The 22572-nt window shown below is 70.8% G+C and carries 17 protein-coding genes; 7 read left to right on the plus strand and 10 right to left on the minus strand.

All coding sequences use genetic code 11. The features are described 5' to 3' along the window. Positions 1–18 precede the first annotated feature (18 nt). The 3 genes from ABZ565_RS20115 to ABZ565_RS20125 are packed head-to-tail and all read right to left on the minus strand — an operon-like array spanning position 19 to position 2793. The gene (locus ABZ565_RS20115; protein WP_361028320.1) at positions 19–930 is read right to left on the minus strand and encodes an ATP-binding cassette domain-containing protein; all 912 of its coding nucleotides are present in this window, start codon (positions 928–930) and stop codon (positions 19–21) included. Then, on the minus strand, positions 927–1835 hold the full coding sequence (locus tag ABZ565_RS20120; RefSeq protein WP_361028323.1) for an ABC transporter permease: 909 nt from the start codon (positions 1833–1835) through the stop codon (positions 927–929). Before ABZ565_RS20120 ends, ABZ565_RS20115 begins: the two co-directional genes overlap by 4 nt. Further along, a complete protein-coding gene (locus tag ABZ565_RS20125; RefSeq protein ID WP_361028326.1) occupies positions 1825–2793 on the minus strand; it encodes an ABC transporter ATP-binding protein in 969 nt (322 codons plus the stop codon). The genes ABZ565_RS20120 and ABZ565_RS20125 overlap by 11 nt, the downstream gene beginning before the upstream one ends. 369 nt (positions 2794–3162) lie before the next feature. Here ABZ565_RS20125 and ABZ565_RS20130 point away from each other — a divergent pair, with 369 nt between their 5' ends. The 3 genes from ABZ565_RS20130 (at position 3163) to ABZ565_RS20140 (ending at position 6617) form a co-directional block, all read left to right on the plus strand. Continuing rightward, positions 3163–4935 carry an SDR family oxidoreductase gene (locus ABZ565_RS20130; protein ID WP_361028466.1) on the plus strand — a complete coding sequence of 591 codons (1773 nt, stop codon included), beginning with the start codon at positions 3163–3165 and terminating at the stop codon, positions 4933–4935. A gap of 53 nt (positions 4936–4988) precedes the next feature. Beyond that, the gene (locus ABZ565_RS20135; RefSeq protein ID WP_361028328.1) at positions 4989–5906 is read left to right on the plus strand and encodes a MerR family transcriptional regulator; all 918 of its coding nucleotides are present in this window, start codon (positions 4989–4991) and stop codon (positions 5904–5906) included. A gap of 168 nt (positions 5907–6074) precedes the next feature. Continuing rightward, positions 6075–6617 carry an RNA 2'-phosphotransferase gene (locus ABZ565_RS20140; protein WP_361028331.1) on the plus strand — a complete coding sequence of 181 codons (543 nt, stop codon included), beginning with the start codon at positions 6075–6077 and terminating at the stop codon, positions 6615–6617. A gap of 35 nt (positions 6618–6652) precedes the next feature. Here the strand turns inward: ABZ565_RS20140 and ABZ565_RS20145 are convergent, their stop codons facing one another. Further along, positions 6653–7603, minus strand: coding sequence for an LLM class flavin-dependent oxidoreductase (locus ABZ565_RS20145; RefSeq protein ID WP_361028334.1), 951 nt, complete (start codon positions 7601–7603; stop codon positions 6653–6655). A gap of 9 nt (positions 7604–7612) precedes the next feature. Then, a complete protein-coding gene (locus ABZ565_RS20150) occupies positions 7613–8479 on the minus strand; it encodes a DUF72 domain-containing protein (protein WP_361028337.1) in 867 nt (288 codons plus the stop codon). Positions 8480–8646: 167 nt separating this feature from the next. Here ABZ565_RS20150 and ABZ565_RS20155 point away from each other — a divergent pair, with 167 nt between their 5' ends. Beyond that, the gene (locus tag ABZ565_RS20155) at positions 8647–9531 is read left to right on the plus strand and encodes a Cof-type HAD-IIB family hydrolase (RefSeq protein ID WP_361028340.1); all 885 of its coding nucleotides are present in this window, start codon (positions 8647–8649) and stop codon (positions 9529–9531) included. Positions 9532–9595: 64 nt separating this feature from the next. Here ABZ565_RS20155 and ABZ565_RS20160 read toward each other — a convergent pair whose 3' ends face one another. The 5 genes from ABZ565_RS20160 to hisC form a co-directional block, all read right to left on the minus strand. After that, positions 9596–11272, minus strand: coding sequence for a GAF domain-containing protein (locus ABZ565_RS20160; RefSeq protein ID WP_361028343.1), 1677 nt, complete (start codon positions 11270–11272; stop codon positions 9596–9598). Between the two features lie 88 nt (positions 11273–11360). Beyond that, positions 11361–14951 (minus strand): thiol reductant ABC exporter subunit CydD, encoded by a 3591-nt coding sequence (gene cydD, locus ABZ565_RS20165; protein WP_361028346.1) that lies wholly within the window; start codon positions 14949–14951, stop codon positions 11361–11363. Between the two features lie 45 nt (positions 14952–14996). Continuing rightward, positions 14997–15998, minus strand: coding sequence for a cytochrome d ubiquinol oxidase subunit II (cydB, locus tag ABZ565_RS20170; protein WP_361028349.1), 1002 nt, complete (start codon positions 15996–15998; stop codon positions 14997–14999). Positions 15999–16014: 16 nt separating this feature from the next. Continuing rightward, positions 16015–17523, minus strand: coding sequence for a cytochrome ubiquinol oxidase subunit I (locus ABZ565_RS20175; protein ID WP_361028352.1), 1509 nt, complete (start codon positions 17521–17523; stop codon positions 16015–16017). A 238-nt stretch (positions 17524–17761) separates the two neighbouring features. Further along, complete coding sequence (gene hisC, locus ABZ565_RS20180; protein ID WP_361028356.1) at positions 17762–18841, minus strand: histidinol-phosphate transaminase; 1080 nt, start codon at positions 18839–18841, stop codon at positions 17762–17764. Positions 18842–19212: 371 nt separating this feature from the next. Here hisC and ABZ565_RS20185 point away from each other — a divergent pair, with 371 nt between their 5' ends. The 3 genes from ABZ565_RS20185 to ABZ565_RS20195 all read left to right on the plus strand — a co-directional run bounded on the left by ABZ565_RS20185 (position 19213) and on the right by ABZ565_RS20195 (position 22554). Further along, entirely contained in the window at positions 19213–20325 is a 1113-nt protein-coding gene (locus ABZ565_RS20185) for a LacI family DNA-binding transcriptional regulator (RefSeq protein WP_164399310.1), read from the plus strand. Between the two features lie 175 nt (positions 20326–20500). Next, the gene (locus ABZ565_RS20190; RefSeq protein ID WP_361028360.1) at positions 20501–21559 is read left to right on the plus strand and encodes a metallophosphoesterase; all 1059 of its coding nucleotides are present in this window, start codon (positions 20501–20503) and stop codon (positions 21557–21559) included. A 182-nt stretch (positions 21560–21741) separates the two neighbouring features. Continuing rightward, positions 21742–22554: a hypothetical protein gene (locus ABZ565_RS20195; protein ID WP_361028363.1), complete on the plus strand. Its 813-nt coding sequence runs from the start codon at positions 21742–21744 to the stop codon at positions 22552–22554. The last annotated feature ends 18 nt before the right edge of the window (positions 22555–22572 follow it).

Here is a 22572-nt window from a genome sequence, read left to right on the forward strand (position 1 = left end):
CACAGCTCCTTGTCGGCCTCAGGCCGCTACGAGATAGGAAAAGACCGATTCGAGGGACTCGTCGGACGGTGAAACGGTCAGCAGACGAATGCCCTGCTCGCGTGCGACCTTGGGCAACAGCGTGGTGAAGCGGGCAAAATCGATCGCCTGGATACGCAGAGCGTTCTCGGTCAGGTCCACTTCGATCCCCGCTGTCGACGGATCGGCGATGAGCGCGGCGGCCAGGGCCCGGTCGTCGCTCGACCGTACGAGATAGCGGTGCGGGCGGTCCGTCATCAGCCGGCGGATGCGTCGGAAGTCACCGGACGCAGCGTGCCGGCCCGCGACGACGACCTCGATGTGCGAGGCGAGCTGTTCGACCTCTTCGAGGATGTGCGAGGAGAAGAGGACCGTCCGGCCCTCCGCGCCCATCCGCCGCAGCAGGTCCATCAGCTGCATCCGCTGGCGCGGGTCCATCCCGTTGAACGGCTCGTCCAGCAGCAGCACGGACGGGTTGTGGACCAGCGCGGACGCCATTTTCACGCGCTGGCGCATGCCCTTGCTGTACGTCGCGATCTTGCGGTCCTGCGCGTACTCCATCTCGACCGTGGCCAGTGCCGCGGCGGCCTCGGCGGCGCCCAGTCCGTGCAGCTCGGCGTTGGCCACCACGAACTCGCGGCCGGTCAGGAAGTCGTACATCGCCTCGCGCTCCGGGACGATGCCGATCTCCCGGTACACGGCCTCGTTGCGCCAGATCGCCTTCCCGTCCAGCGTGACCGTACCCGTGGACGGAGCGAGGAATCCGGCCATCATGTTGATCAGCGTCGACTTGCCCGCGCCGTTGGGGCCCAGCAGACCGGTGACACCGGGTCCCACGGTCATGCTGACGTCGTTGACGGCGACCACGTTGCCGAACCAGCGGGAGGTGTGGTCGATCTCGATGGTGGTCACAGCCCGACCTTCCGGTAGCGGCGCATCAGTACGGCGTACGAGCCGGCGACGAGCGCGAGAACAACGAGCAGGTAGACGACCCCGGTGCCGGCGCCCGGTCCGTTCCCGCCGGGGAAGGCCGAATTGGCACCGAGGAACGCGGTCTGGACCCCGTCGACCAGCGTGAGCGGGGAGAACAGCCCCAGCCACGGCACCGCGCCCTCCGAACCCGTGGACCAGGCGATCCCCTGGACGGTCGAGACCGCCCCGTACGTAATCATCAGCAGCGCGATGACGGCCGCCACACCGAAGCCGCGGCGCGGCGTCAGCGCGGCCATCACCAGGCCGAGTCCGGCGAACAGTACGGAGAGCAGCAGCACGGAAACCATCCCCTGGGCGAACCACTCGGTCTGGTCGCCGAAGTCGAACTTCCCCAGCAGCGCACCGATGTAGAGGATCACGACCGGCGCCCCGGTGAGCACGAAGACCGCGGAGGCCATGGCGGCGAACTTGGCGAGGACGTAGTCCCCGTGCTCGATCGGCCGCGAGAAGTACAGCGGTACGGTCTTGAACCGCAGGTCCCTGGAGACCGCCTGCGGTGCCTGCGCGGCGATGAACAAGCTGATGACGGGCTGCAGATAGATCGCGAACGACGTGTACTTGATGGGCAGCTTCGTCGTCCCCGGAGTGGCAATGGCGACGGCGACGATGATCGCAGCCACGAGGCACATCACGCCGAACAGCAGCATGGGCAGCACCTTGGACTTGGCCGACCGGCCGAGCCCGAAGGAGCCGCGCAGGGTCTGCGAGTACAGCGAGCGGCGGGCGTACGCACGCCCGAGCCGCGGGCCGTCGTAGGCGCGGTAGCCGATGTTGTGGATCCGGGAGGTCTCGTTCCCGGTCGCGGCGCCGGTCTCAGTGCTCATCGCGTCCGCTCTCCTTCTGCAGTACGGCTCCGGCCGGCACGGCCGCGGGCCGCGCCTCGTCGCTGCGGAACACCTCGGCGATGTGGTGACGGCGCTGTTCCATCCGTACGAGGCCCAGTCCGAGCCCCGCGACGCTGTCGCGCACGAGGTCGTACGTCTCCTCGCCGGTCGCCTCGACCAGCAGGATGTGACCGGCACCGGGCAGCCCCTCGGTGTCCAGTCCGTCGAGACCGACGAGTTTGACGCCCGCCTCGGTGAGGGAACGGCGCAGGGCGCCCGTTCCGTCCGGGTGGGCGTCGCTGTCGGTGACCTCGACCGCAAGGGTCGTCGTGGTCTGGGTGAAGTCACTGGTGGAGCTGGAGCGCAGCAGCTTTCCGCCGTCGACGACGACGACGTGGTCGCAGGTACGTTCCAGCTCGCCGAGCAGGTGCGAGGTGACCAGGACCGAGATGCCGAAGTCGCTGTAGATCCGGCGGATCAGGCCGAGCATCTCGTCGCGCCCGACCGGGTCGAGCCCGTTGGTCGGCTCGTCGAGCAGGACCAGCTGGGGGTCGTGCACCAACGCCTGGGCCAGCTTCACCCGCTGCTTCATGCCCGTCGAGTAGCCGCCGATGGGGCGGTAGCGCTCCTCGTACAGACCGACGTGGCGCAGGGTGTCCGCCGTGCGTTCACGGGCGGCGGTCGGTGGAAGACCGGACATGCGCGCCATGTGGACGACGAACTCGGTGGCCGAGACGTCGGGGGGCAGGCAGTCGTGCTCCGGCATATAGCCGACCCGCTCGCGGATGGCGGGACCGCTGGTCGAGACATCGAGCCCCAGCACGGCGGCCCTGCCCTCGGTCGCGGGGGACAGCCCCAGCAGGATCTTGATCAGCGTGGACTTGCCGGCCCCGTTGGCGCCCACCAGCCCGGTCACACCCGGGCCGATGTCCAGGGTGAGCCGGTCAAGCGCGGTCACCCGGGGGAACCGTTTACTCAGACCTTCGGCAGCGATGACATTCACGGATACGACGGTAGTGGCGCGGACCACAGCGGTCGTCAGACCTGACGGCTGGATCGGCGTCAGCCTCGAGTTGTAGGGGACCCGTAAGGGGACCTCATTGAGGACCACGGCAGCCCCGGCCGAAAGCCGTCATGGCCTGCGCGGAGAGTTGTCCACAGGCCGCACCCACCCCTTGACGTAGCCGCCGGTCATTGTCACATTCATCAGTGTCACGTTACGAGCACGTACCGCACACAGCAGCGAACGGACGGTGGCATGACGTCACGAGGGAAGAGCGAACGGCCCGTGGGCAGGAGGCAGTCCGCGGAAAACGGCGACCCGCGGCTGCGTGATCTGCCGGGCGCGCGCGAGCGCCGGGTGGCCACGGGCGGCATCGAGCTGTGCGTGGTCGAGCTGGGGGACCCGGAGCGGCCGACGATCGTGCTGGTGCACGGATATCCGGACAGCAAGGAGGTCTGGACGCAGGTCGCCGCCCGGCTGGCCGACGAGTGGCACGTCGTGCTGTACGACGTGCGCGGACACGGCGGCTCGACGGCGCCGAAGCCCCTGCGCGGTGGTTTCACGCTGGAGAAGCTGACCGACGACTTCCTGGCCGTGGCCGACGCGGTGAGTCCGGACCGTCCCGTGCATGTGGTGGGACACGACTGGGGTTCGGTCCAGTCCTGGGAGTTCGCCACGGTCAGCCGCACGGAGGGCAGGATCGCGTCGTTCACCTCGATGTCCGGCCCTTCCCTGGACCACTTCGGGCACTGGATCAAGCGCCGGGTGAACCGGCCCACCCCGCGCCGGGTCGGCCAGCTTCTCGGACAGGGCGCCAAATCCTGGTACGTGTACATGCTGCACACCCCGGTCCTGCCCGAGCTGGCCTGGCGCGGGCCGCTCGGCAAGCGGTGGCCGGGCATCCTGGAGCGTCTGGAGAAGGTGCCCCCGGGCGACTACCCGACGCCCTCGCTGCCGAGCGACGCGGCGCACGGGGCCTGGCTCTACCGGGACAACGTCCGTTCCCGGCTGCGCAGGCCGCGTACCGACGCGTACGCGCATGTGCCGGTGCAGCTGATCACGCCGACCGGCGACGTGTTCCTCTCGGAACAGCTCTACGACGACCTCGAGTCCTGGGTCCCCCAGCTGACCCGCCGCTCGCTGCCGGCCAAGCACTGGGTGCCGCGCACCCGCCCGGACCAGCTGGCTTCGTGGATCGGTGAGTTCGTGGCGACCGTCGAGTCGGCCCGGGAGACCGGCGCTCCGGTGGAGTCCCGTGCGAGTGGGCCCTACGCGGAGTGGTTCGGCGGCCGGCTCGTGCTGGTGACGGGTGCGGCGGGCGGGATAGGGCGCGCCACGGCGCTGGCCTTCGCGGAGGCGGGCGCCCGGGTGGTGGCCGTCGACCGGGATGCCGAAGGGGCCGAGCGGACCGCGGAGTCGGCCCGGCTGGCCGGGGCTCCGGAAGCCTGGGCCGAGGCGGTGGACGTGAGCGACGAGCAGGCCATGGAGAAGCTTGCCGCCCGGGTGGCCGATGAGTACGGCGTGGTCGACGTGCTGGTCAACAACGCCGGCATCGGGCTGTCGGGGCCGTTCCTGGAGACGACGTCCGAGGACTGGCGGAACGTCCTCGATGTGAACCTGTGGGGGGTCATCCACGGCTGCCGGCTCTTCGGGCGCCAGATGGCGGAGCGTGGCCAGGGCGGCCACATCGTCAACACCGCGTCAGCGGCGGCCTTTCAGCCGTCCCGCGCCCTCCCCGCGTACAGCACGTCGAAGGCGGCCGTGCTGATGCTCAGCGAGTGCCTGCGCGCCGAGCTCGCCGAGAAATCGATCGGGGTCAGCGCGATCTGCCCCGGAATCGTCAACACCGGCATCACCGACACGGCGCGGTTCGTCGGAAAGGACGCGGCGGAGGAGCAGCGGCTGCGGAGGCGCGCCGGCAAGCTCTACGGCGCGCGCAACTACCCGCCGGAGAAGGTCGCGGAGGCGGTTCTCCGTGCGGTCGTGCGCAATCAGGCCGTTGTCCCGGTGACGCCGGAGTCCCATGCCGTGCGCTTCCTGTCCCGCGTCGGCCCAGGTGTGCTGCGGGGCATCGCCCGGCTGAAGCCGCCACTGTGAGCCGGGCGAGGGCCGGGAGGCCCGGGAGCGACCCCGGGGCGGCAGCGGGACCGTTGGCGCCCGAGTACCGGATCGAGGATCTCGCGCACACGAGTGGCGCCACGGTTCGTACGATTCGCGGCTATCAGGACCGCGGACTGCTGCCCGCCCCGGAGCGACGGGGACGGGCCAATGTGTACGGATCCGCCCACCTCATCCGTCTCCGGCAGATCGCCGATCTGCTGGACCGGGGCTACACCCTTGCCAGCATCAAGGAGTTGCTGGACGCCTGGGACACAGGGCGCGGGCTGGGGGGCGTGCTGGGCCTCGTCGCCGAGGTGCACGGCCCGTGGACCGACGAGCGAGCCGGCCGCATCACCCGCACCCAACTGATGGCGAGATTCGGGGGAGAGGCCGATGACCGAGTCATCGACGAGGCGGTCGAACTCGGCGTACTCGAACGCCTGCCGGGAAGCGGCGACGAGTTCGGTGTGCCGAGCCCCCAGGAACTGGCGGTCGCGGTCGAGTTGTACGCGGTGGGCGTCCCGCTGTCCGCAATCGGCGCGCAGCTGAGGGAACTTCGCGGCCAGGTCGAACAGATAGCCTGCCGCCTTCTGGAGTTCACGACCGAGCACATCTGCGCCCGGTACCTGGGCCACCGGCCGCCGAGTGACGCGGACGCCGACGACGCGGCGTCGATGGTGCGGCGCCTGAGGCCGCTCGCCCAACAGACCGTGGACATCGAACTGGCCCGCGCGATGAGGATGTTCGCGACGCGGCACCTTGAGGTCCATCTCGCGGCCGATGTGCCCGCCGAAGCGGAGTCCGCTGCCCGGAGCGAGGTATCCGTGATCTTGCCGGCCTCAACAATCGAGGCGGTCGGCAGCCTGGTTGGTCCGAGCGGCGTCGGCGCCTTCATCGCTGCGGCAACCGAACGAGAGGTGAACAAACGGACGTTGGACTCGCTTGTCTCACCCCTTCGCGACAACTGACAACTTACGCAAAACGCCTATGTGGGACGGCCGTTGTCCACAGAGGCGGCAATTCGCCTGTGGATAAGTCGAACTGACTGTCGATCAAACCTCTGGCCTTAAATCGTTCCGGTGAAGCGCGAACGAAATGGGGATGCATCGAGGACGAGGCAGGGGCACGCTGAAGCGATGGACGAAAGACGCACCGTCAAGGTGTCCAAATACCTCTCCAAACACCTGCGGCACCAGCCCGAACGGATCGGCCTCGCGCTCGACGCACACGGCTGGGTGCCGATCGAGGAACTGCTGAGTGCGGCGGCTCGCCATCATTTTCCGATCAGCAGGGCGGAGCTCGACCACGTGGTCGCCTCCAACGACAAGCAGCGCTTCGCCGTGGACGCCGACCGCATCCGGGCGAGCCAGGGCCACACCGTGGCCGTGGACCTGGGGCTGCCGCCGGCCGAACCGCCCGCTTACCTCTACCACGGCACGGTCGGCCGGTCCCTGGACGCGATCCGTACCGAGGGGCTGCGCCCGATGAACCGTACCCACGTCCACCTCTCACCCGACCGCGAGACCGCTGCCCGCGTGGGGGCCAGGCGCGGGCGCCCCGTCGTGCTGTCCGTGGACGCGGGCGCCATGCACCGCGCGGGCCACACGTTCTGGGTCAGCGCCAACGGGGTGTGGCTCACGGATGCCGTGCCCGCCGAGTTCCTTCGCCTGCCGGGCTGAGCCCGGGCCCGAGCGCGTACGGCCCCGGCCCGCCGTCAGCCGGCCAGCTGGGCCGCGCCCCGCGTCGCGATCTCCTCGAACAACTTCTCGTCCGGCACCGCCGCGTCGAACCCCGGCCCGTCGGCGGGCACCGGCGCGTGGACGACGATCTCTGTGAACCCCAGCTCCGCATGCCTGCCCGCGAAGTCCACGAACGCGTCGACGGAGTCGAAGGGCCGGCCTCCGCCCGCGGCGAGGCCCGGGTTGAACTCCGGCGTGAATCCGGTGAGCAAAACCTTCTCCAGCTCAGCCACGTCCCGCCCGGCCTCAGCGCACGCGCGCCCGAGCCCGTCCACCTGCCGGCCGAGGGCCTCGACCGACTGCGCACCGCTGCCCGCCTCGTACAGCTTCGGATCCCCCGTGGTCACCCACGCCTGACCGTGGCGCGCGGCCAGCGCCAGACCGCGCGGCCCCGTGGCGGCGACGGCGAAGGGCACGCGGGGCCGCTGCACACAGCCGGGCAGGTTCCGCGCCTCGGTGGCCGCGTAGAACTCCCCCTCGTACGACGTGTCGGCCGGCTCCCGCAACAGGGTGTCCAGCAGGGTGACGAACTCCCCGAAGCGGTCGGCGCGCTGCCGCGGCGTCCACGGGATCTCCCCGCTCCGCAGCAGGGTCGTCGCGTCGAAGCCGTTGCCACCCGCGCCGATGCCCAGCGTGATCCGGCCCGCCGAGATGTCGTCGAGCGAGATCAGCTCCTTGGCCAGGGTGACCGGGTGGCGGAAGTTCGGCGAGGTGACGAGCGTGCCGAGCCGGAGCCGGCCGGTGGCTGCCGCGGCTGCCGTGAGCGTCGGCAGCGCCCCGAACCACGGGCTGTCCCGGAAGGCCCTCCAGGACAGGTGGTCATAGGTGTAGGCGGCGTGGAATCCCAGCTCCTCGGCGCGCCGCCAGCGCTCGCGCCCGCCCTGGTGCCAGCGGTGGATCGGCAGAATCACAGTGCTCAGTCGCATGGGGCGACCCTACGAGAGGGCGAGGAGGTGCCGCATCGCCTGGGCCGAGCGGACGGCGGCGTCGCCGCAGCAGTTGTTGAAGAGCACGTGGACCTCGTGCGCCTGCTCGGCCATCTCGCGGACGCGCGGTACCCACTCGGAAAGCTCTTCGGTCGTATACGCGTGACGGAACCTCTCCTCCTTGGTACCGGTTCCCCAGGCGCTGTTCCGGCCGTGCAGGCGCACCAGGGCGAGCCCCGGGTGGGTGACCCGCACGACGGGAGGCACGGAGGCCGGCAGCGTCTGGACCATGTCCACGGCCACGGCGGCCGCGTCCAACTCCGTCAGCAGGGCGGCCGTCGCATCCGCCCGGTCCCCGTGCCACCAGCCCGGATGCCGGAACTCCACCGCCACCGGCCATCCCGACGCACGCGCACGGCACCGCCGCAGGAACTCCTCCGCCGGCCTCCCGGGTACGAGCCGGGCGGGGAACTGGAAGACCAGCGTGCCCAGCCGGCCGGCGGCCCGCAGCGGTTCGAGTGCCGCGCTGTACCGCTGCCACACCTCGTCCAGCAGACCCGGATCGGCTCCGGCCCGCCCGCGCAGGAAGGCCGGGCGCAGGTCAGCCGGGAGTGCCTCCGGACGGGTCGGGTGACCGGTGAACAGGGAGAACGCCTTCACGTCGAACCGGAAGCCGTCCGGGGTGCGGTCCGCCCACAGGTGGCTGTTTCGGGTGCTGGGCAGCCCGTAGTACGTGGAGTCCACCTCGGCCACCGGGAACCGCGCGGCGTAGTGCCGGAGCCGGCCCTCCGCGTCGCGGCTGCCCCGGGGGTACCAGCCGCTGGCCACCAGGGCCTTGTCCGTCCATGAACAGGTGCCGATCCGGATCTCTCCCATCCCGCCCGTCTTCCCCGTCCTCACCTCACGACTCCGGGGCCTCACCTCACGACTCCGGGGCGACACTTCACGGCTCCGGGGCGACTCGGACATATGCCGGAGGAATGTTTAGAGGTCAGAGGCGCGGGCTCTCAAATGTGCGACCCTCCGCACGCCCGTGCGTTCCCATGCGCGAGAATGTACGGGTGACCACCGTTATCGAGCAGTCCGCGCCTGTCGCTCCCCGGCTGATCGCCACGGATCTGGACGGCACTCTTCTGCGCGACGACAAGACCGTCTCGGACCGCACCGTCCGGGCGCTCGCCGCCGCCGAGGAGGCGGGGGTCGAGGTCTTCTTCGTCACCGGCCGCCCCGCCCGCTGGATGGACGTCGTCAGCGCCCACGTCCACGGACACGGTCTGGCGATCTGCGCCAACGGCGCGGCCGTCGCCGACCTGCATGCCGGTGGACGGCTGATGAAGGTCCGGGGACTCGAGCGCGAGACGGCCCTCGATGTCGTCCACACGCTGCGCGGCGCCGCGCCCGGCACGTCCTTCGCCGTCGAGCTGGCCACCGGCATCCACTACGAGCCGGCCTATCCGCCCTTCCACCTCGACCCGGGTGCCACCGTCGCGGTCGCGGAGAAACTGCTGCACGAGGAGGTCCCGGGCGACGGCGTGCCCGTGCTGAAGCTGCTCGCCCGGCACGGCGAGCTGGACCCGGACGAGTTCCTGGCGCTGGCCCGGGCAGCCGCCGGTGAGCGGGCCACCTTCACCCGGTCCAGCCCCACCGCGCTCATCGAGATCAGCGGGCCGGGCGTCTCCAAGGCCAGCACCCTGGAACTCTGCTGCGCCGAGCGCGGCATCACGGCCGCGGAGGTCGTCGCCTTCGGCGACATGCCCAACGACGTGGAGATGCTGAGCTGGGCCGGCACCTCGTACGCCATGGGCAACGCCCACCCGGCCGCCCTTGCCGCCGCGTCCGGCCGTACGGTCACCAACAACGAGGACGGCGTGGCCGTGGTCATCGAGCGCATCCTCGCCGAACGAGCGGGAAGCCTCGCAGGACGTTGAGCCCGGCCGGGGCTCGATCGAGGCCGGGCCCGAGGCCCGGCCTCGCGTGAAGCCTCGCAGCAGTTCACAGCGGTGCCTGCCACACCACCGTCGTACCGCCGCCGCCCTCCCCGATCCCCTGCTCGAACCAGCTGGCCCCGCCCAGCGACTCCGCCCGCCGGGCCAGGTTCCGCAGTCCGCTGCGGCGCCCGCCCTCCGGCATGCCCACCCCGTCGTCGGCTACCGAGAGCCGCACCGCGTCCCGCCCGTCGTCCAGCGTGACGGTCGCGTCCACGACCACCTCGATGCGCGCCGCGCCGGCGTGCCGGAAGGCGTTGGACAGCGCCTCCCGCAGCGCCGCGATCAGGTTCTTCGCCGTCAGCTCGCCGACCAGGGAGTCGACCGCCCCGAGGAAGCGGTGGGACGGCTTGAACCCCAGGGGCACGGCGGCCATGTTGATCTCGCGCAGGACCCGGGTGCGCAGGCCGGACGGCGCCTCCGCCGGTTCCTGCTGGAGCGCGAAGATCGCGGTCCTGATCTCCTGGATGGTCACGTCCAGCTCGTCCACCGCCCGGCCGACCCCGGTCCGCACCTCCGGCACGTCCGACCGCCGCTGCGCGCTTTCCAGCATCATCCCGGTCGCGAACAGCCGCTGGATGACCAGATCGTGCAGGTCGCGGGCGATGCGGTCGCGGTCCTCGTAGACCGCGAGGCGTTCCCGGTCGCGCTGGGCGTCGGCCATCATCAGGGCCAGCGCGGCCTGAGAGGCGAACTGGGTGGCCAGCGTCCGTTCCGTCTCCGTGAAGGGCCGGTCGCCCCTGGCCCTGGGCATGGCCAGCGCGCCCAGCACCCGGCCCCCGCTGTGCAGAGGCAGCAGCATGCTCGGCCCGAACGGATCCGCCAGCCTGGTGATCAGGCGGGTATCGGTGGCCGAGTCGTCCACGAAAACCGCCTCGCCGCTCAGGAGCATGCCCACCACAGGGCTCTGGGCCGGAATGATCACCCCGAGCGAATCGGTCGGATCGTCCGCCGAGACGGCGACGATCTCCAGGCCGCCGCCCTCGCTGGGCAGCAGCACGATGCCGGCGGCGGCACCCGCGAGACGGCGGGCCTGCTCCGCGACGACCGCGAGCGCGTCGTCGGCGTCGCTGCCGGAGAGGAGCGCGGTCGTCACGGCGACCGAGCCGTCGATCCACCGCTCGCGCTGCCGGGCCGCCTCGTACAGCCGCGCGTTGCCGATGGCGATCCCGGCCTCCGTCGCCAGTACCCGCACCAGGTGCAGGTCGTAGTCGCTGAACTCGCCGCCGCCGTCCTTCTCGGCGAGATACAGATTGCCGAAGATTTCGCCCTGGACCCTGATCGGAACGCCGAGGAACGTGCGCATCAGCGGATGGCCGGGCGGAAATCCGGCGAACCTCGGATCGGTGGTCAGGTCCGCGAGGCGCAGTGGGCGGGGGTCGTGGATGAGGGCGCCGAGCAGCCCCCGCTGCCCGTCGGGCCGTCGGCCGATCTCGTGCGCCACCGGGTCGGGGACCCCATAGGTGACGAAGTCGGAGAGCCCTTCACCCTCCTCGTCCACCACTCCGATCGCGGCGTAGCGGGCGTGGGCCAGCTCCGCCGCCGTCTCGCAGATCCGGTCGAGCGTGGAATGCAGTTCGAGGCCCGTCCCCACGGAGCGCATGGCTTCCAGCAGGCGCGGCACCTGGGCGGTGAGCTCGGTGGACAGGCCCTGCAGGCTCCTGGCGGGATCCTCCTCAGACATACCGCGAGCCTAATTAGTCACATTTGCCCTGGAAAGTCGGAATCGAGCGCACTCCGCCCGGAAGCGGAGGCCCATGGCCGGGCGATTCCTAGGAGCGGGCCCCCGCAACCGCTTCCGGTTGCCCGGCGACGCTCTCACGCTCCCGGGCCAGCATCCGGCGCAGCGGCCCGTCGACCGAGGCCAGTACGTCGTAAGGGCCCCGCTGCACGATCCCGCCCGCCTCCAGGACCACCACCTCGTCCACGGCGTCGAGACCGGCGAGCCGGTGCGTGATCAGGACCGTCGTACGCCCCAGGGTCGCCGCCAGCAGGTCCGCCGTCAGGGCGTCCGCGGTCGGCAGGTCCAGGTGCTCGGCGGGCTCGTCCAGCACGAGGACGGGGAAGTCGGCGAGCAGGGCCCGGGCCAGCGCGAGCCGCTGACGCTGTCCGCCGGAGAGGCGGGTGCCGTGCTCCCCGACAAGGGTGTCCAGCCCGTCCGGCAGTCCGTCCGCCCAGTCGAGCAGGCGGGCCCGGGCCAGGGCGTCGCGCAGTTCCGGCTCGGTCGCGGCGGGGCGGGCGAGCCGCAGGTTCTCCCGCAGCGAGCTGTCGAAGATGTGGGCGTCCTGGGCGCACAGCCCGACGGACCTCCGCACGGTGTCCCCGTCCAGCGCCGAGGCGTCCACGCCGCCGAGCCGGTAGGTGCCCGCCCGCGCGTCCAGGAAGCGCAGCAGCACCTGGGCCAGCGTGGTCTTGCCGGACCCGGAGGGTCCCACGACGGCGATCCGGCGGCCCGCCTCAAGCGTGAGGTCCACGGAGGCGAGCGCGTCGTGGGCCATGTCCGCGTACCGCGCCGACAGCCCGCGCACCTCCAGCGGGAACGGGCTCGTCGGCGTCGCGGCCGGTGCTTCGGGCTCCTGAACGGGCACGGGGGCGTCCAGCACCTCGTACACGCGCTCCGCGCTCCGCCTGACCCGCTGGCGGTACTGGGCGGCGAGCGGCAGACCGGTCACGGCCTCGAAGGCGGCCAGTGGGGTGAGGACGACGACGGCGAGTTCCACACCGGCGAGCCGGCCGTCCGCCACCGCCGGAAGCGCGACCAGGGCGGCGGCCACCACGGTCAGGCCGGCGATCAGAGCGGTGAGGCCGCCCCCGAGCGCGGTCGCGGTCGCCGCACGCGACGCGATCCGGGTGAGGACGGCATCGGCCGCGCGGGTGCGGGCCGCACGTCCCGGCAGAGCGCCCGCCACGGTCAGCTCCGCCGTTCCGCCCAGCAGATCGGTGATCCGGATGGCCAGATCGGCACGGGCGGGGGCCAGCCTCCCTTCCGCACGCCGCGCGCAGGCACCGCTGACGAGCGGGACCCCGACGCCCGCCAACAGCAGCCCCACAGCCAGGACCAGACCCGCCTGGGGGAGCAGCCAGCCGGTGAAGCCGACGGTCGCGGCGCCCACGAGGACGGCGGTGCCGACGGGCAGCAGCCACCGCAGCCAGTAGTCCTGGAGCGCGTCCACGTCCGCCACCAGCCGCGAGAGCAGATCCCCGCGCCGGGCGCCGCGCAGGCCGCCCGGCGCGATGCGCTCCAGGCCGCGGTACACGGCGACGCGCAGTTCGGCGAGCATCCGCAGGACCGCGTCGTGCGAGACGAGGCGCTCGGCGTAACGGAAGACCGCCCGGCCGATACCGAAGGCACGGGTGGCCGTCACCGCGACCATCAGATAGAGGACGGGCGGCTGCTCGGACGCCCGGGATATCAGCCAGCCGGAGACCGCCATGAGCCCGACGGCGGACCCCAGGGCGAGGCTCCCCAGCAGCAGCGCGAGCCCGAACCGGGCGCGTTGGGCGCCTGCGGCGTCCCGGACCCGGGTCAGCACGTGCCTGCGCGCCGACGAGGTCTCCGCGGGTGCTTCGGCTGCGGGCGCCGGCTCGATCGGCAGGACGTCGCTGGGCAGGCTCGCGGAACTGGGCGCACTCGCGCGGCTGGGCACGCTCGCGGGACTCGGCACGCTCGCAGGACTCGGCACGCTCGCAGGGCTCGGCAGCGCAACAGGGGCTTCCGACGCGAGGGCGGCCGGTGCCGTCAGCGTCACCACCCGGTCCGCGACCGACAGCAGCGCCGGCCGGTGCACCACCAGCAGCACGGTCCGGCCCGCGGCCAGCCTCCGTACGGCCTCGACGATGCCCGCCTCCGTCTCACCGTCCAGGCTCGCCGTCGGCTCGTCGAGGAGCAGCACCGGCCGGTCGGCGAGGAAAGCCCGGGCGAGCGCGATCCGCTGCCGCTGACCCGCGGAGAGGCCGGCGCCGTCCTCACCGAGCACCGTGCGGTCGCCGTCCGGGAGCGCTCGTACGAACTCGTAGGCCCCCGCGTCGCGCAGCGCCGCCGTCACCGCGCTGTCGTCGGCGGCGGGCCGGGCGAGCCTCACGTTCTCCGCGATGGTGCCCGCGAAGAGATGGGGGCGCTGCGGCACCCAGGCGATGCGCTCCCGCCAGCATTCGAGGGAGACGTCCGCCAGATCGGTGGAGTCGACCCGCACCCTGCCCTCGTCGGGGGCCGTGAAGCCCAGCACCACGTTCAGCAGGGTGGACTTGCCGACACCGCTCGGGCCGACCAGCGCAACTGTCTCCCCCTCCTCGACGGTGAGCCAGGTGGTGGCGAGCGAGGGCTCGGAGCGCCCCTCGTGCCGCACCGTCACCCCCTCCAGCTCCAGCCGCAGCGATGCGGGGACTTCCCCCGTACCGCTCGGTCGGGGTTCCGTCTCCAGGACCGCGAAGACCTCTTCCGCTGCCGAAAGACCCTCGGCGGCCGCGTGGAACTGCGCCCCCACCTGTCGGATGGGCAGGTATGCCTCGGGCGCGAGGATCAGCACCAGCAGCCCGGTGTAGAGGTCGAGTTCACCGTGCACGAGCCGCATGCCGATGGTGACCGCGACGAGCGCCACCGAGAGGGTGGCGAGGAGTTCGAGGGCGAAGGACGACAGGAAGGCGATCCGCAGGGTGCGCAGGGTTGCCTGGCGGTACTGCGAAGTGATCCGGCGGATGGATTCGGCCTGGGCCTTCGCCCGGCCGAACACCTTCAGCGTCGGCAGCCCGGCCACCACATCGAGGAAGTGACCGGAGAGCCGGGAGAGCAGCTGCCACTGACGGTCCATGCGCGACTGGGTAGCCCAGCCGATCAGGATCATGAAGAGCGGGATGAGCGGCAGCGTGACCACGATGATCGCCGCCGATACCCAGTCCTCGGTGACAACCCTGGCCAGCACGGCCGCCGGTACGACCACCGCGAGACCCAACTGCGGCAGATACCGCGCGAAGTAGTCGTCCAGCGCGTCGATCCCCCGGGTGGCCAGGGTCACCAGCGAGCCGGTGCGCTGCCCGCCCAGCCAGTCCGGCCCCAGCTCCGCGGCCCGGTCGAGCAACCGCCGACGCAGTTCGGACTTGACGGCCGCACCGGCCCGGTGGGCGGCCAGCTCGGTGAGCCAGGCGACCAGGGCCCGCCCGAGCGCGACCGCCGCGAGCAGCAGGAGCGGGGTGCGCAGCCCGCCCGTTGTGAGCCCGTCCTCGAAGCCGCCCACCACGATCTCGGCGATGAGCATGGCCTGCGCGATGACCAGCGCCGCCCCGGCCAGGCCGAGAACCACCACGGCCACCATGAACAGGCGTGTGGCGCGGGCGTGGCGGAGCAGGCGCGGGTCGATCGGTTTCACGTGAAACATCCCTTGCGGCTCGGCTCGGTCAGCGGACTCACTGCGTCAGTGCGCTTCGGCGATGTGCTGGGTGCCGATCCGCTTGCGAAACACCCAGTACGTCCACCCCTGGTAGAGCAGTACGACCGGGGTGGCGATGCCGGCGCACCAGGTCATGATCTTCAGCGTGTAGGGGCTGGACGAGGCGTTGGTCACCGTGAGGCTCCAGGCGTCGTTCAGCGAGGACGGCATGACGTTCGGGAAGAGCGTCAGGAACAACATCGCGACCGTCGCCGCGATGGCCACACCGGAGAGCGCGAACGACCACCCCTCACGGCCGGCCGCGATCATCGCTATCGCGCCGACCAGCGCCGCCGCGGCGACGACCATCGCGATCAGGCTCCGCCCGTCCCCGTTGTCGTTCTGGGTCCAGACGAGGAAGGCGAGCGCGAGCACGGCCGTGACGGCGCCCAGCTTCAGCGCCAGCCCGCGCGCCCGGGCCCGGATGTCACCGACCGTCTTCAGCCCGGCGAACACCGCGCCGTGGAAGGTGAAGAGGGTGAGGGTGACCAGACCGCCGAGGAGCGCGTAGGGGTTCAGCAGGTCCAGGACGCTGCCCGTGTACTCCATGTGCGCGTCGATCTTCACGCCGCGCACGATGTTGCCGAAGGCCACGCCCCACAGCACGGCGGGTATCAGCGAGGCCCAGAAGATCGCGTGCTCCCAGTTCGTCTGCCACTTCTCCTCGGGCCGCTTCGCCCGGTATTCGAAGGCGACGCCGCGCACGATCAGGCAGAGCAGGATGAGAAGCAGCGGCAGGTAGAAGCCGGAGAACAGGGTGGCGTACCACTCGGGGAACGCGGCGAAGGTCGCTCCGCCGGCGCTGAGCAGCCAGACCTCATTGCCGTCCCAGACCGGGCCGATGGTGTTGATCAGGACCCGCCGTTCCTTGCGGTCCCGGGCCAGCAGCTTGGTCAGGACGCCGATCCCGAAGTCGAAGCCCTCCAGGAAGAAGTAGCCGGTCCACAGGACGGCGATGAGCACGAACCAGACGTCGTGGAGTTCCATTTCTCGGCTCCCGCTCTCAGTAGGAGAAGGCCATGGGCCGGTCGGCGTCTTCGTGGTCGCCGCCGATCCGGGTGGGCGGGTTGAGGTCGTCGTCCGTGAGCTCCGGCGGTCCGGCCTTGATGTACTTCAGGAGGAGCCGGACCTCGATGACGGCGAGCACCGCGTACAGCACGGTGAAGACGATCAGCGAGGTCAGCACCTCGCCCTGGGAGACACCGGGGGAGACGGCGTCACGGGTTCGGAGGACGCCGTAGACGACCCAGGGCTGCCGGCCCATCTCGGTGAAGATCCAGCCCCAGGAGTTGGCGATCAGCGGGAAGAGCAGGGTCCACAGGGCGACGATCCAGTAGCACCGGGTGAGGCGCGGGCTCAGAGCCTTCGTCTTGAAGAGGACCAGATGCGGCACCTCGTCCTCACCCGTGCGCATCGCCTCGGGCAGCATGAACTTCTTCCGGGTGAGCCACAGGCCGAGGATGCCGAGGCCGAACGAGGCCATGCCGAAGCCGATCATCCACCGGAAGCTCCAGAAGGCGACCGGGATGTTGGGCCGGTAGTCACCAGGCCCAAAGCGTTCCTGCTCCGCCTTGTTGATGTCGTTGATGCCCGGCACGTACGAGTGGAAGTCGTCGTCGGCGAGGAAGGACAGCACCCCGGGTACGGATATCTCGACCGAGTTGTGGCCCTTGCTGACGTCTCCGTAGGCGAAGATCGAGAAGGGCGCGGCGTGCTGCCCGTCCCACAGCGCCTCGGCCGCCGCCATCTTCATCGGCTGCTGCTTGAACATCACCTTGCCGAGCTGGTCACCGCTGACGGCGGTGAGCAGGCCGGAGATCACCACGGTGATCAGGCCCAGCCGCAGCGAGGTCCGCATCACCGGGATGTGCTTCTTGCGGGCCAGGTGGAAGGCCGCGATGCCGACCATGAACGCGCCACCGACGAGGAAGGCGGCCGTGATGGTGTGGAAGAACTGGGTCAGCGCGGTGTTCTGCGTGAGCACGTGCCAGAAGTCGGTGAGCTCGGCACGTCCGCGTTCCTTGTTGATGCGGTAGCCGACCGGGTGCTGCATCCAGGAGTTGGCCGCCAGGATGAAGTAGGCGGAGAGGACGGTGCCGAGGGACACCATCCAGATGCAGGCGAGGTGGATCTTCTTCGGAAGCTTGTCCCAGCCGAAGATCCACAGGCCGATGAAGGTGGATTCGAAGAAGAACGCGATCAGGGCCTCGAACGCGAGCGGAGCCCCGAAGATGTCTCCGACGAACCGCGAGTAGTCGGACCAGTTCATCCCGAACTGGAACTCCTGGACGATGCCGGTGACGACACCCATGGCGATGTTGATCAGGAAGAGCTTTCCCCAGAACTTGGTGGCCCTGAGGTACTTCTCCTTGTTCGTTCGCACCCAGGCGGTCTGCAGGCCGGCGGTGAGCGCCGCGAGAGAGATCGTCAGAGGAACGAAGAGGAAGTGGTAGACGGTCGTCGTACCGAACTGCCATCGCGCCAGGGTCTCCGGCGCCAGAGCTAGCTCCACGTCGTCTTCTCCTTACGTCACCGCCGCCGCAGCGGCGATTTGTCCGTGAAATCCGAGGGATCACGGGAGGAAGCAGGACACGCTTGTGAACGCGTTCACATTCACAAGCAATTATGGCGCACACACTTTCGGGGCCTTCGCCCGGGGGTCCCCTGTCACCTGCCGGCCTCGCGCCGGGCATACGAAAGGGCCCCGCACCTCTCACGAGATACGGGGCCCGGTCGCCGGACGGTGCCGGCTACAGCTCCTGGCGGAACGACTCCGTCACCTTCAGGAACAGGTCGTTCGCCTCGCTCTCACCGATCGTCACGCGCACACCCTCGCCCGCGAACGGCCGGACCACCACACCGGCCTTCTCGCAGGCCGCCGCGAAGTCCAGAGTGCGGTCGCCCAGCCGCAGCCAGACGAAGTTCGCCTGCGACGCGGGCACCGTCCAGCCCTGCCGCGCCAGAGCCTCGGAGACCCGGTCCCGCTCGCACACCAGCGAGCCGACCCGGCCGAGCAGCTCGTCCTCGGCGCGCAGCGAGGCCACCGCCGCGTCCTGGGCGAGCTGGCTGACGCCGAACGGCACCGCCGTCTTGCGCAGCGCGGCCGCCACCGGCTCATGGGCCACCGCGAAGCCGACCCGCAGCCCCGCGAGCCCGTACGCCTTGGAGAACGTCCGCAGCACCGCCACGTTGGGGCGGTCCCGGTAGATCTCAATGCCGTCGGGGACCTCGGTGTCCCGGATGAACTCCTTGTACGCCTCGTCCAGCACCACGAGCACATCGCCCGGCACCCGGTCGAGGAATCGTTCCAGCTCGGCCCTGCGCACGACGGTGCCGGTCGGGTTGTTCGGGTTGCAGACGAAGATCAGCCGCGTCCGGTCGGTGATCGCCTCCGCCATCGCGTCCAGGTCGTGCACTTCACCGTCGGTCAGCGGCACCTTGACCGAGGTCGCGCCGCTGACCTGCGTGATGATCGGGTACGCCTCGAAGGAACGCCAGGCGTAGATCACCTCGTCGCCCGGGCCGGAGGTCGCCTGCAACAGCTGCTGGGCCACGCCGACCGAACCGGTGCCGGTGGCCAGATGCGACACGGGCACGCCGAACCGGTCGGACAGCTCGTTCATCAGACCGGTGCAGGCCATGTCCGGGTAGCGGTTGAAGTGCTCAGCGGCCGCGAGCGCGCTCTCCATCACCCCCGGAAGCGGCGGATACGGGTTCTCGTTGGAGGAGAGCTTGAAGGCGGCCGGTCCGTCCGCCGATGCCGGTTTGCCCGGAACATAGGCGGGAACGCCATCCAGCTCGGCGCGCAGCTTGGGGCTCGTCTCGCTCACCGCGGGTCCTCCTCGACCATCCGTACACATCAATACTGCTCACCTTATGAGGATTGAGCGCCGCTGCGAACGGGTGGACAGCGGATTCGTCCGGTGAACCCCGGAATGAGGGGGAGCGTGACCGGCAGTGGCGCGCGCCGGTGGCTCACTCCGTGGCGCGCGTCCCTCGAAAAGGTGAGTTGAGACCTCCTCGAGACCTCTGCCCCCCGGCAGGTCCATCCGGTCGGACACATGACACATGACGGTAGGCCCCACCAACAGCCTTGCTTCACAAGGCGTTTGGCGCCCAATGACCTTGCAGAAACGTGCCTGTCAACGCGTGAATATGCGACCGGGCCAATTCCCCGCCCGCCCCCTACTATCGGCTCGCCATGACAGCAGCAGGGAAGCACCAGGTGAGCCGGACGGAGACCCCCCGGCGCGGCGGCAGGCAGGGACGTGCCGGAATCCGGGATGTGGCCGCCGCAGCCGGCGTCTCCATCACGACCGTCTCCGACGCGCTCAACGGCAAGGGCAGGCTCCCGGACGCCACCCGCCGCCATGTCCGCGAGGTCGCAGAGCGCCTGGGCTATCGCCCTTCCGCGGCGGCCCGCACGCTCCGTACCGGCAAGTCCGGCCTCATCGGCCTGACCGTGACGACGTACGGGGATGAACCTTTCACCTTCACCGAGTTCGCGTACTTCGCGGAAATGGCGAGGGCGGCCACCTCCGCGGCCCTCGCCCGCGGCTACGCCCTGGTCATCCTGCCGGCCACTTCGCGCCACGACGTCTGGTCCAACGTGGCACTCGACGGCACCGTCGTCATCGATCCGTCGGACCAGGACCCGGTCGTCTCCGAACTGGTCCGCCAGGGGCTGCCCGTCGTCTCCGACGGCCGCCCCGCCGGGTCGCTGCCCGTCACCGCCTGGGTGGACAACGACCACCGGGCCGCCGTGCTCGACCTCCTCGACCATCTCGCCGCCGCCGGGGCCCGCCGCATCGGCCTGCTCACCGGCACCACCACCGACACGTACACCCGGCTCTCCACCACCGCCTACCTGCACTGGTGCGAGCGCGTGGGCCAGGATCCGGTCTACGAGTCCTATCCCGCCCACGACCCGTGCGCGGGAGCGGTGGCCGCCGACCGGCTGCTGGCCCGTCCGGACCGCCCCGACGCCGTCTACGGGCTCTTCGACCCCAACGGCACGGATCTGCTGGCGGCCGCCCGCCGCTACGGCCTGCGCGTTCCGGAGGACCTGCTCCTCGTCTGCTGCAGCGAATCCACGGTGTACGCGACGACCGAACCGCCCATCACGACGCTCTCGCTGAAGCCGCGGAGGATCGGCACGGCGGTCGTCCAGCTGCTCATCGACGCCATCGAGGGCATCGACCAGGACGGTCCGGTGGAACGGGTGGTGCCGACGGAGCTCATCGTCCGGACGTCCTCGCAACGCCGCCCGCCCCGCACCACGGTCAGTGCGCCGCGTTCCCCGGCAGGGGACTGATCATCCCAATTGGGACCAATCGACCGACGAACCTGGCATCCGGAAGGATTCACCACCCCGGGTGCGTCCCAGAGCACGATCTGCATTCCTATGATGGGCGCACGACACCGCGGACCAACCCGACCAGCAGGGCCCGTCAGGTGTACGGCGGCGCGACGGTGGTGTGGAGGGGTCGATGACACAGGGGGCCGGTCAGGAACCCGTGGTGCGGACGGCGACGTTGCGTGACTTCCGCGTGCCGCCCTATGCGCAGTCCCCCGCACCGCCCGCGTCTCCGCACCCGGGGAACGCCTTCCCCGAGGGCGAGACGCCGGAGGGGTACACCCCGACGGCGCGCGATCTTCCCGTCATCAGCGTCGACAAACCCGCCCAGGTGCAGCCCGTGCCCGAACCGCGCCCCGCCGCCGATCCGGGCCTCGGCCCCCTCTACGTGGTCGGTGACGTCCACGGCTACCTGGACGAGCTGCTCGCCGCCCTCGCCGAGCAGGGCCTGATCGACTCCGAAGGCCGATGGGCGGCGGGCAACGCGCGCCTCTGGTTCCTCGGCGACTTCACCGACCGGGGCCCCGACGGCATCGGCGTCATCGACCTCGTCATGCGGCTCTCCGCCGAGGCGGCGGCCGCCGGCGGCTACTGCAAGGCCCTGATGGGCAACCACGAACTGCTGCTCATCGGCGCCAAGCGGTTCGGCGACACCCCGGTGAACTCCGGCGCGGGAACCGCCACCTTCCAGGCCGCCTGGCTGCTCAACGGCGGGCAGAAGACGGACATGGAGCGCCTCCAGGACGTCCATCTCCAGTGGATGTCCCGGCTCGACGCCGTCGTCGAGGAGGACGGGCACCTCCTGATGCACTCGGACACCACGGCGTACCTCGACTACGGCTCCACCATCGAGGACGTCAACGACACGGTGCACGCCATCCTCACGCGTAACGACGCCGACGAGTGCTGGGACCTGTTCCGCAAGCTCACCAAGCGGTTCGCCTTCCGCGACGACTCGGGCGCCCAAGCCGTCCAGGAGCTGATGGCGGCCTACGGCGGCCGGCGCGTCGTCCATGGTCACAGCCCCATCCCGTACCTGACCGGCGAGGTCGGCTCCGAGGACGGCGAGGACGGCGCCGGGCCGCAGGTCGACGGGCCGCATGTGTACGCGGACGGGCTCGCCATCGCCATGGACGGCGGGGTGACCATGGCCGGAAAGCTACTGGTCGTCCAACTCCCCCTGCATGACTGACGCCCTGCGGGGAAGACGCGTCCCGGGCCGACCACGCCGAGTACGGGGGCTATTTCCGTAAACCCTCTGTCACCCCGTGCCGTGCGCGCTCTACCATCGGCGTATCAGTAGCAGGCTCTCCTCCGTTTCCGCCCGAACTGCCCGGACCCAGCGGGCACACAGGCCCGACGGAGCATCGGGGGATGCAGATGAACAGCGCTCCGCACCTGCTGACCGAGGACCGGCCCGAGTACGAACGGCTCCTCGACGACGCACTGCGTCACGCACACGAACGACCGGAGCTGGCCGCCGTCGGCGAACGCCTCAACGCCGCCCAGCTGCGCACCATGGCGCTGGCCGCCGTCGCCCTGATCACCGCCACGGCCACCGCCGAGTACGAGCAGTACGTGAAGGCCCGCGACGAAGCACGCGCCTCCGCCCGGGACGCGGCTTCCGGCACAGCCCCGGACGGCCTCGGCCAGTCGGGGGCCGGCATAGGAGCGGTCGTCACCGTCCTGGCGCCGATGCTGGCGGGCACGGCGGCGGCCATATTCCTGCTGGCCGGCTACCTCCTGAAGATGCTGGAACCACCACCGGCGTTCGCCGGCCCCATGGTGGACGCGGGCTGGTTCTTCGCCGCCGTCACGGCCGCCGCCATCCTCGTCGCGGCCATCGGCCTGCTCATCGCCGCCCTGCGCAACGGCTCGACGTCCCTGCCGGCCAGGGAAGCCCGCGAGCAACTGCCCGACGAGGTGACCCTCGCCAAGGACGCCTGGCGGCAGGCGCTGCTGGAGCGGGGCATCGTGCCCTTCCTGCGCGACGCCCTCACCGAACCCGGCACCGGCCCCGCGCTCCCCGCCCCGCAGCGCCCGACGGGCCGCCTCCCCAAGATCGGCTACAGCAGGCCCGACTTCGCCGGCCCGGCCGAGGGCCCGGCGGCAGCGCCCCGCCCCACGTACAGCAGCCCGGACTTCACCAGCCCCGACTTCGGCGGTCCCGAGCACGAGCTGGACTGACCGCCACGGCCCCGGCGG

The sequence above is a fragment of the Streptomyces sp. NPDC016469 genome (genome assembly GCF_040632905.1).
Taxonomy (GTDB): domain Bacteria; phylum Actinomycetota; class Actinomycetes; order Streptomycetales; family Streptomycetaceae; genus Streptomyces.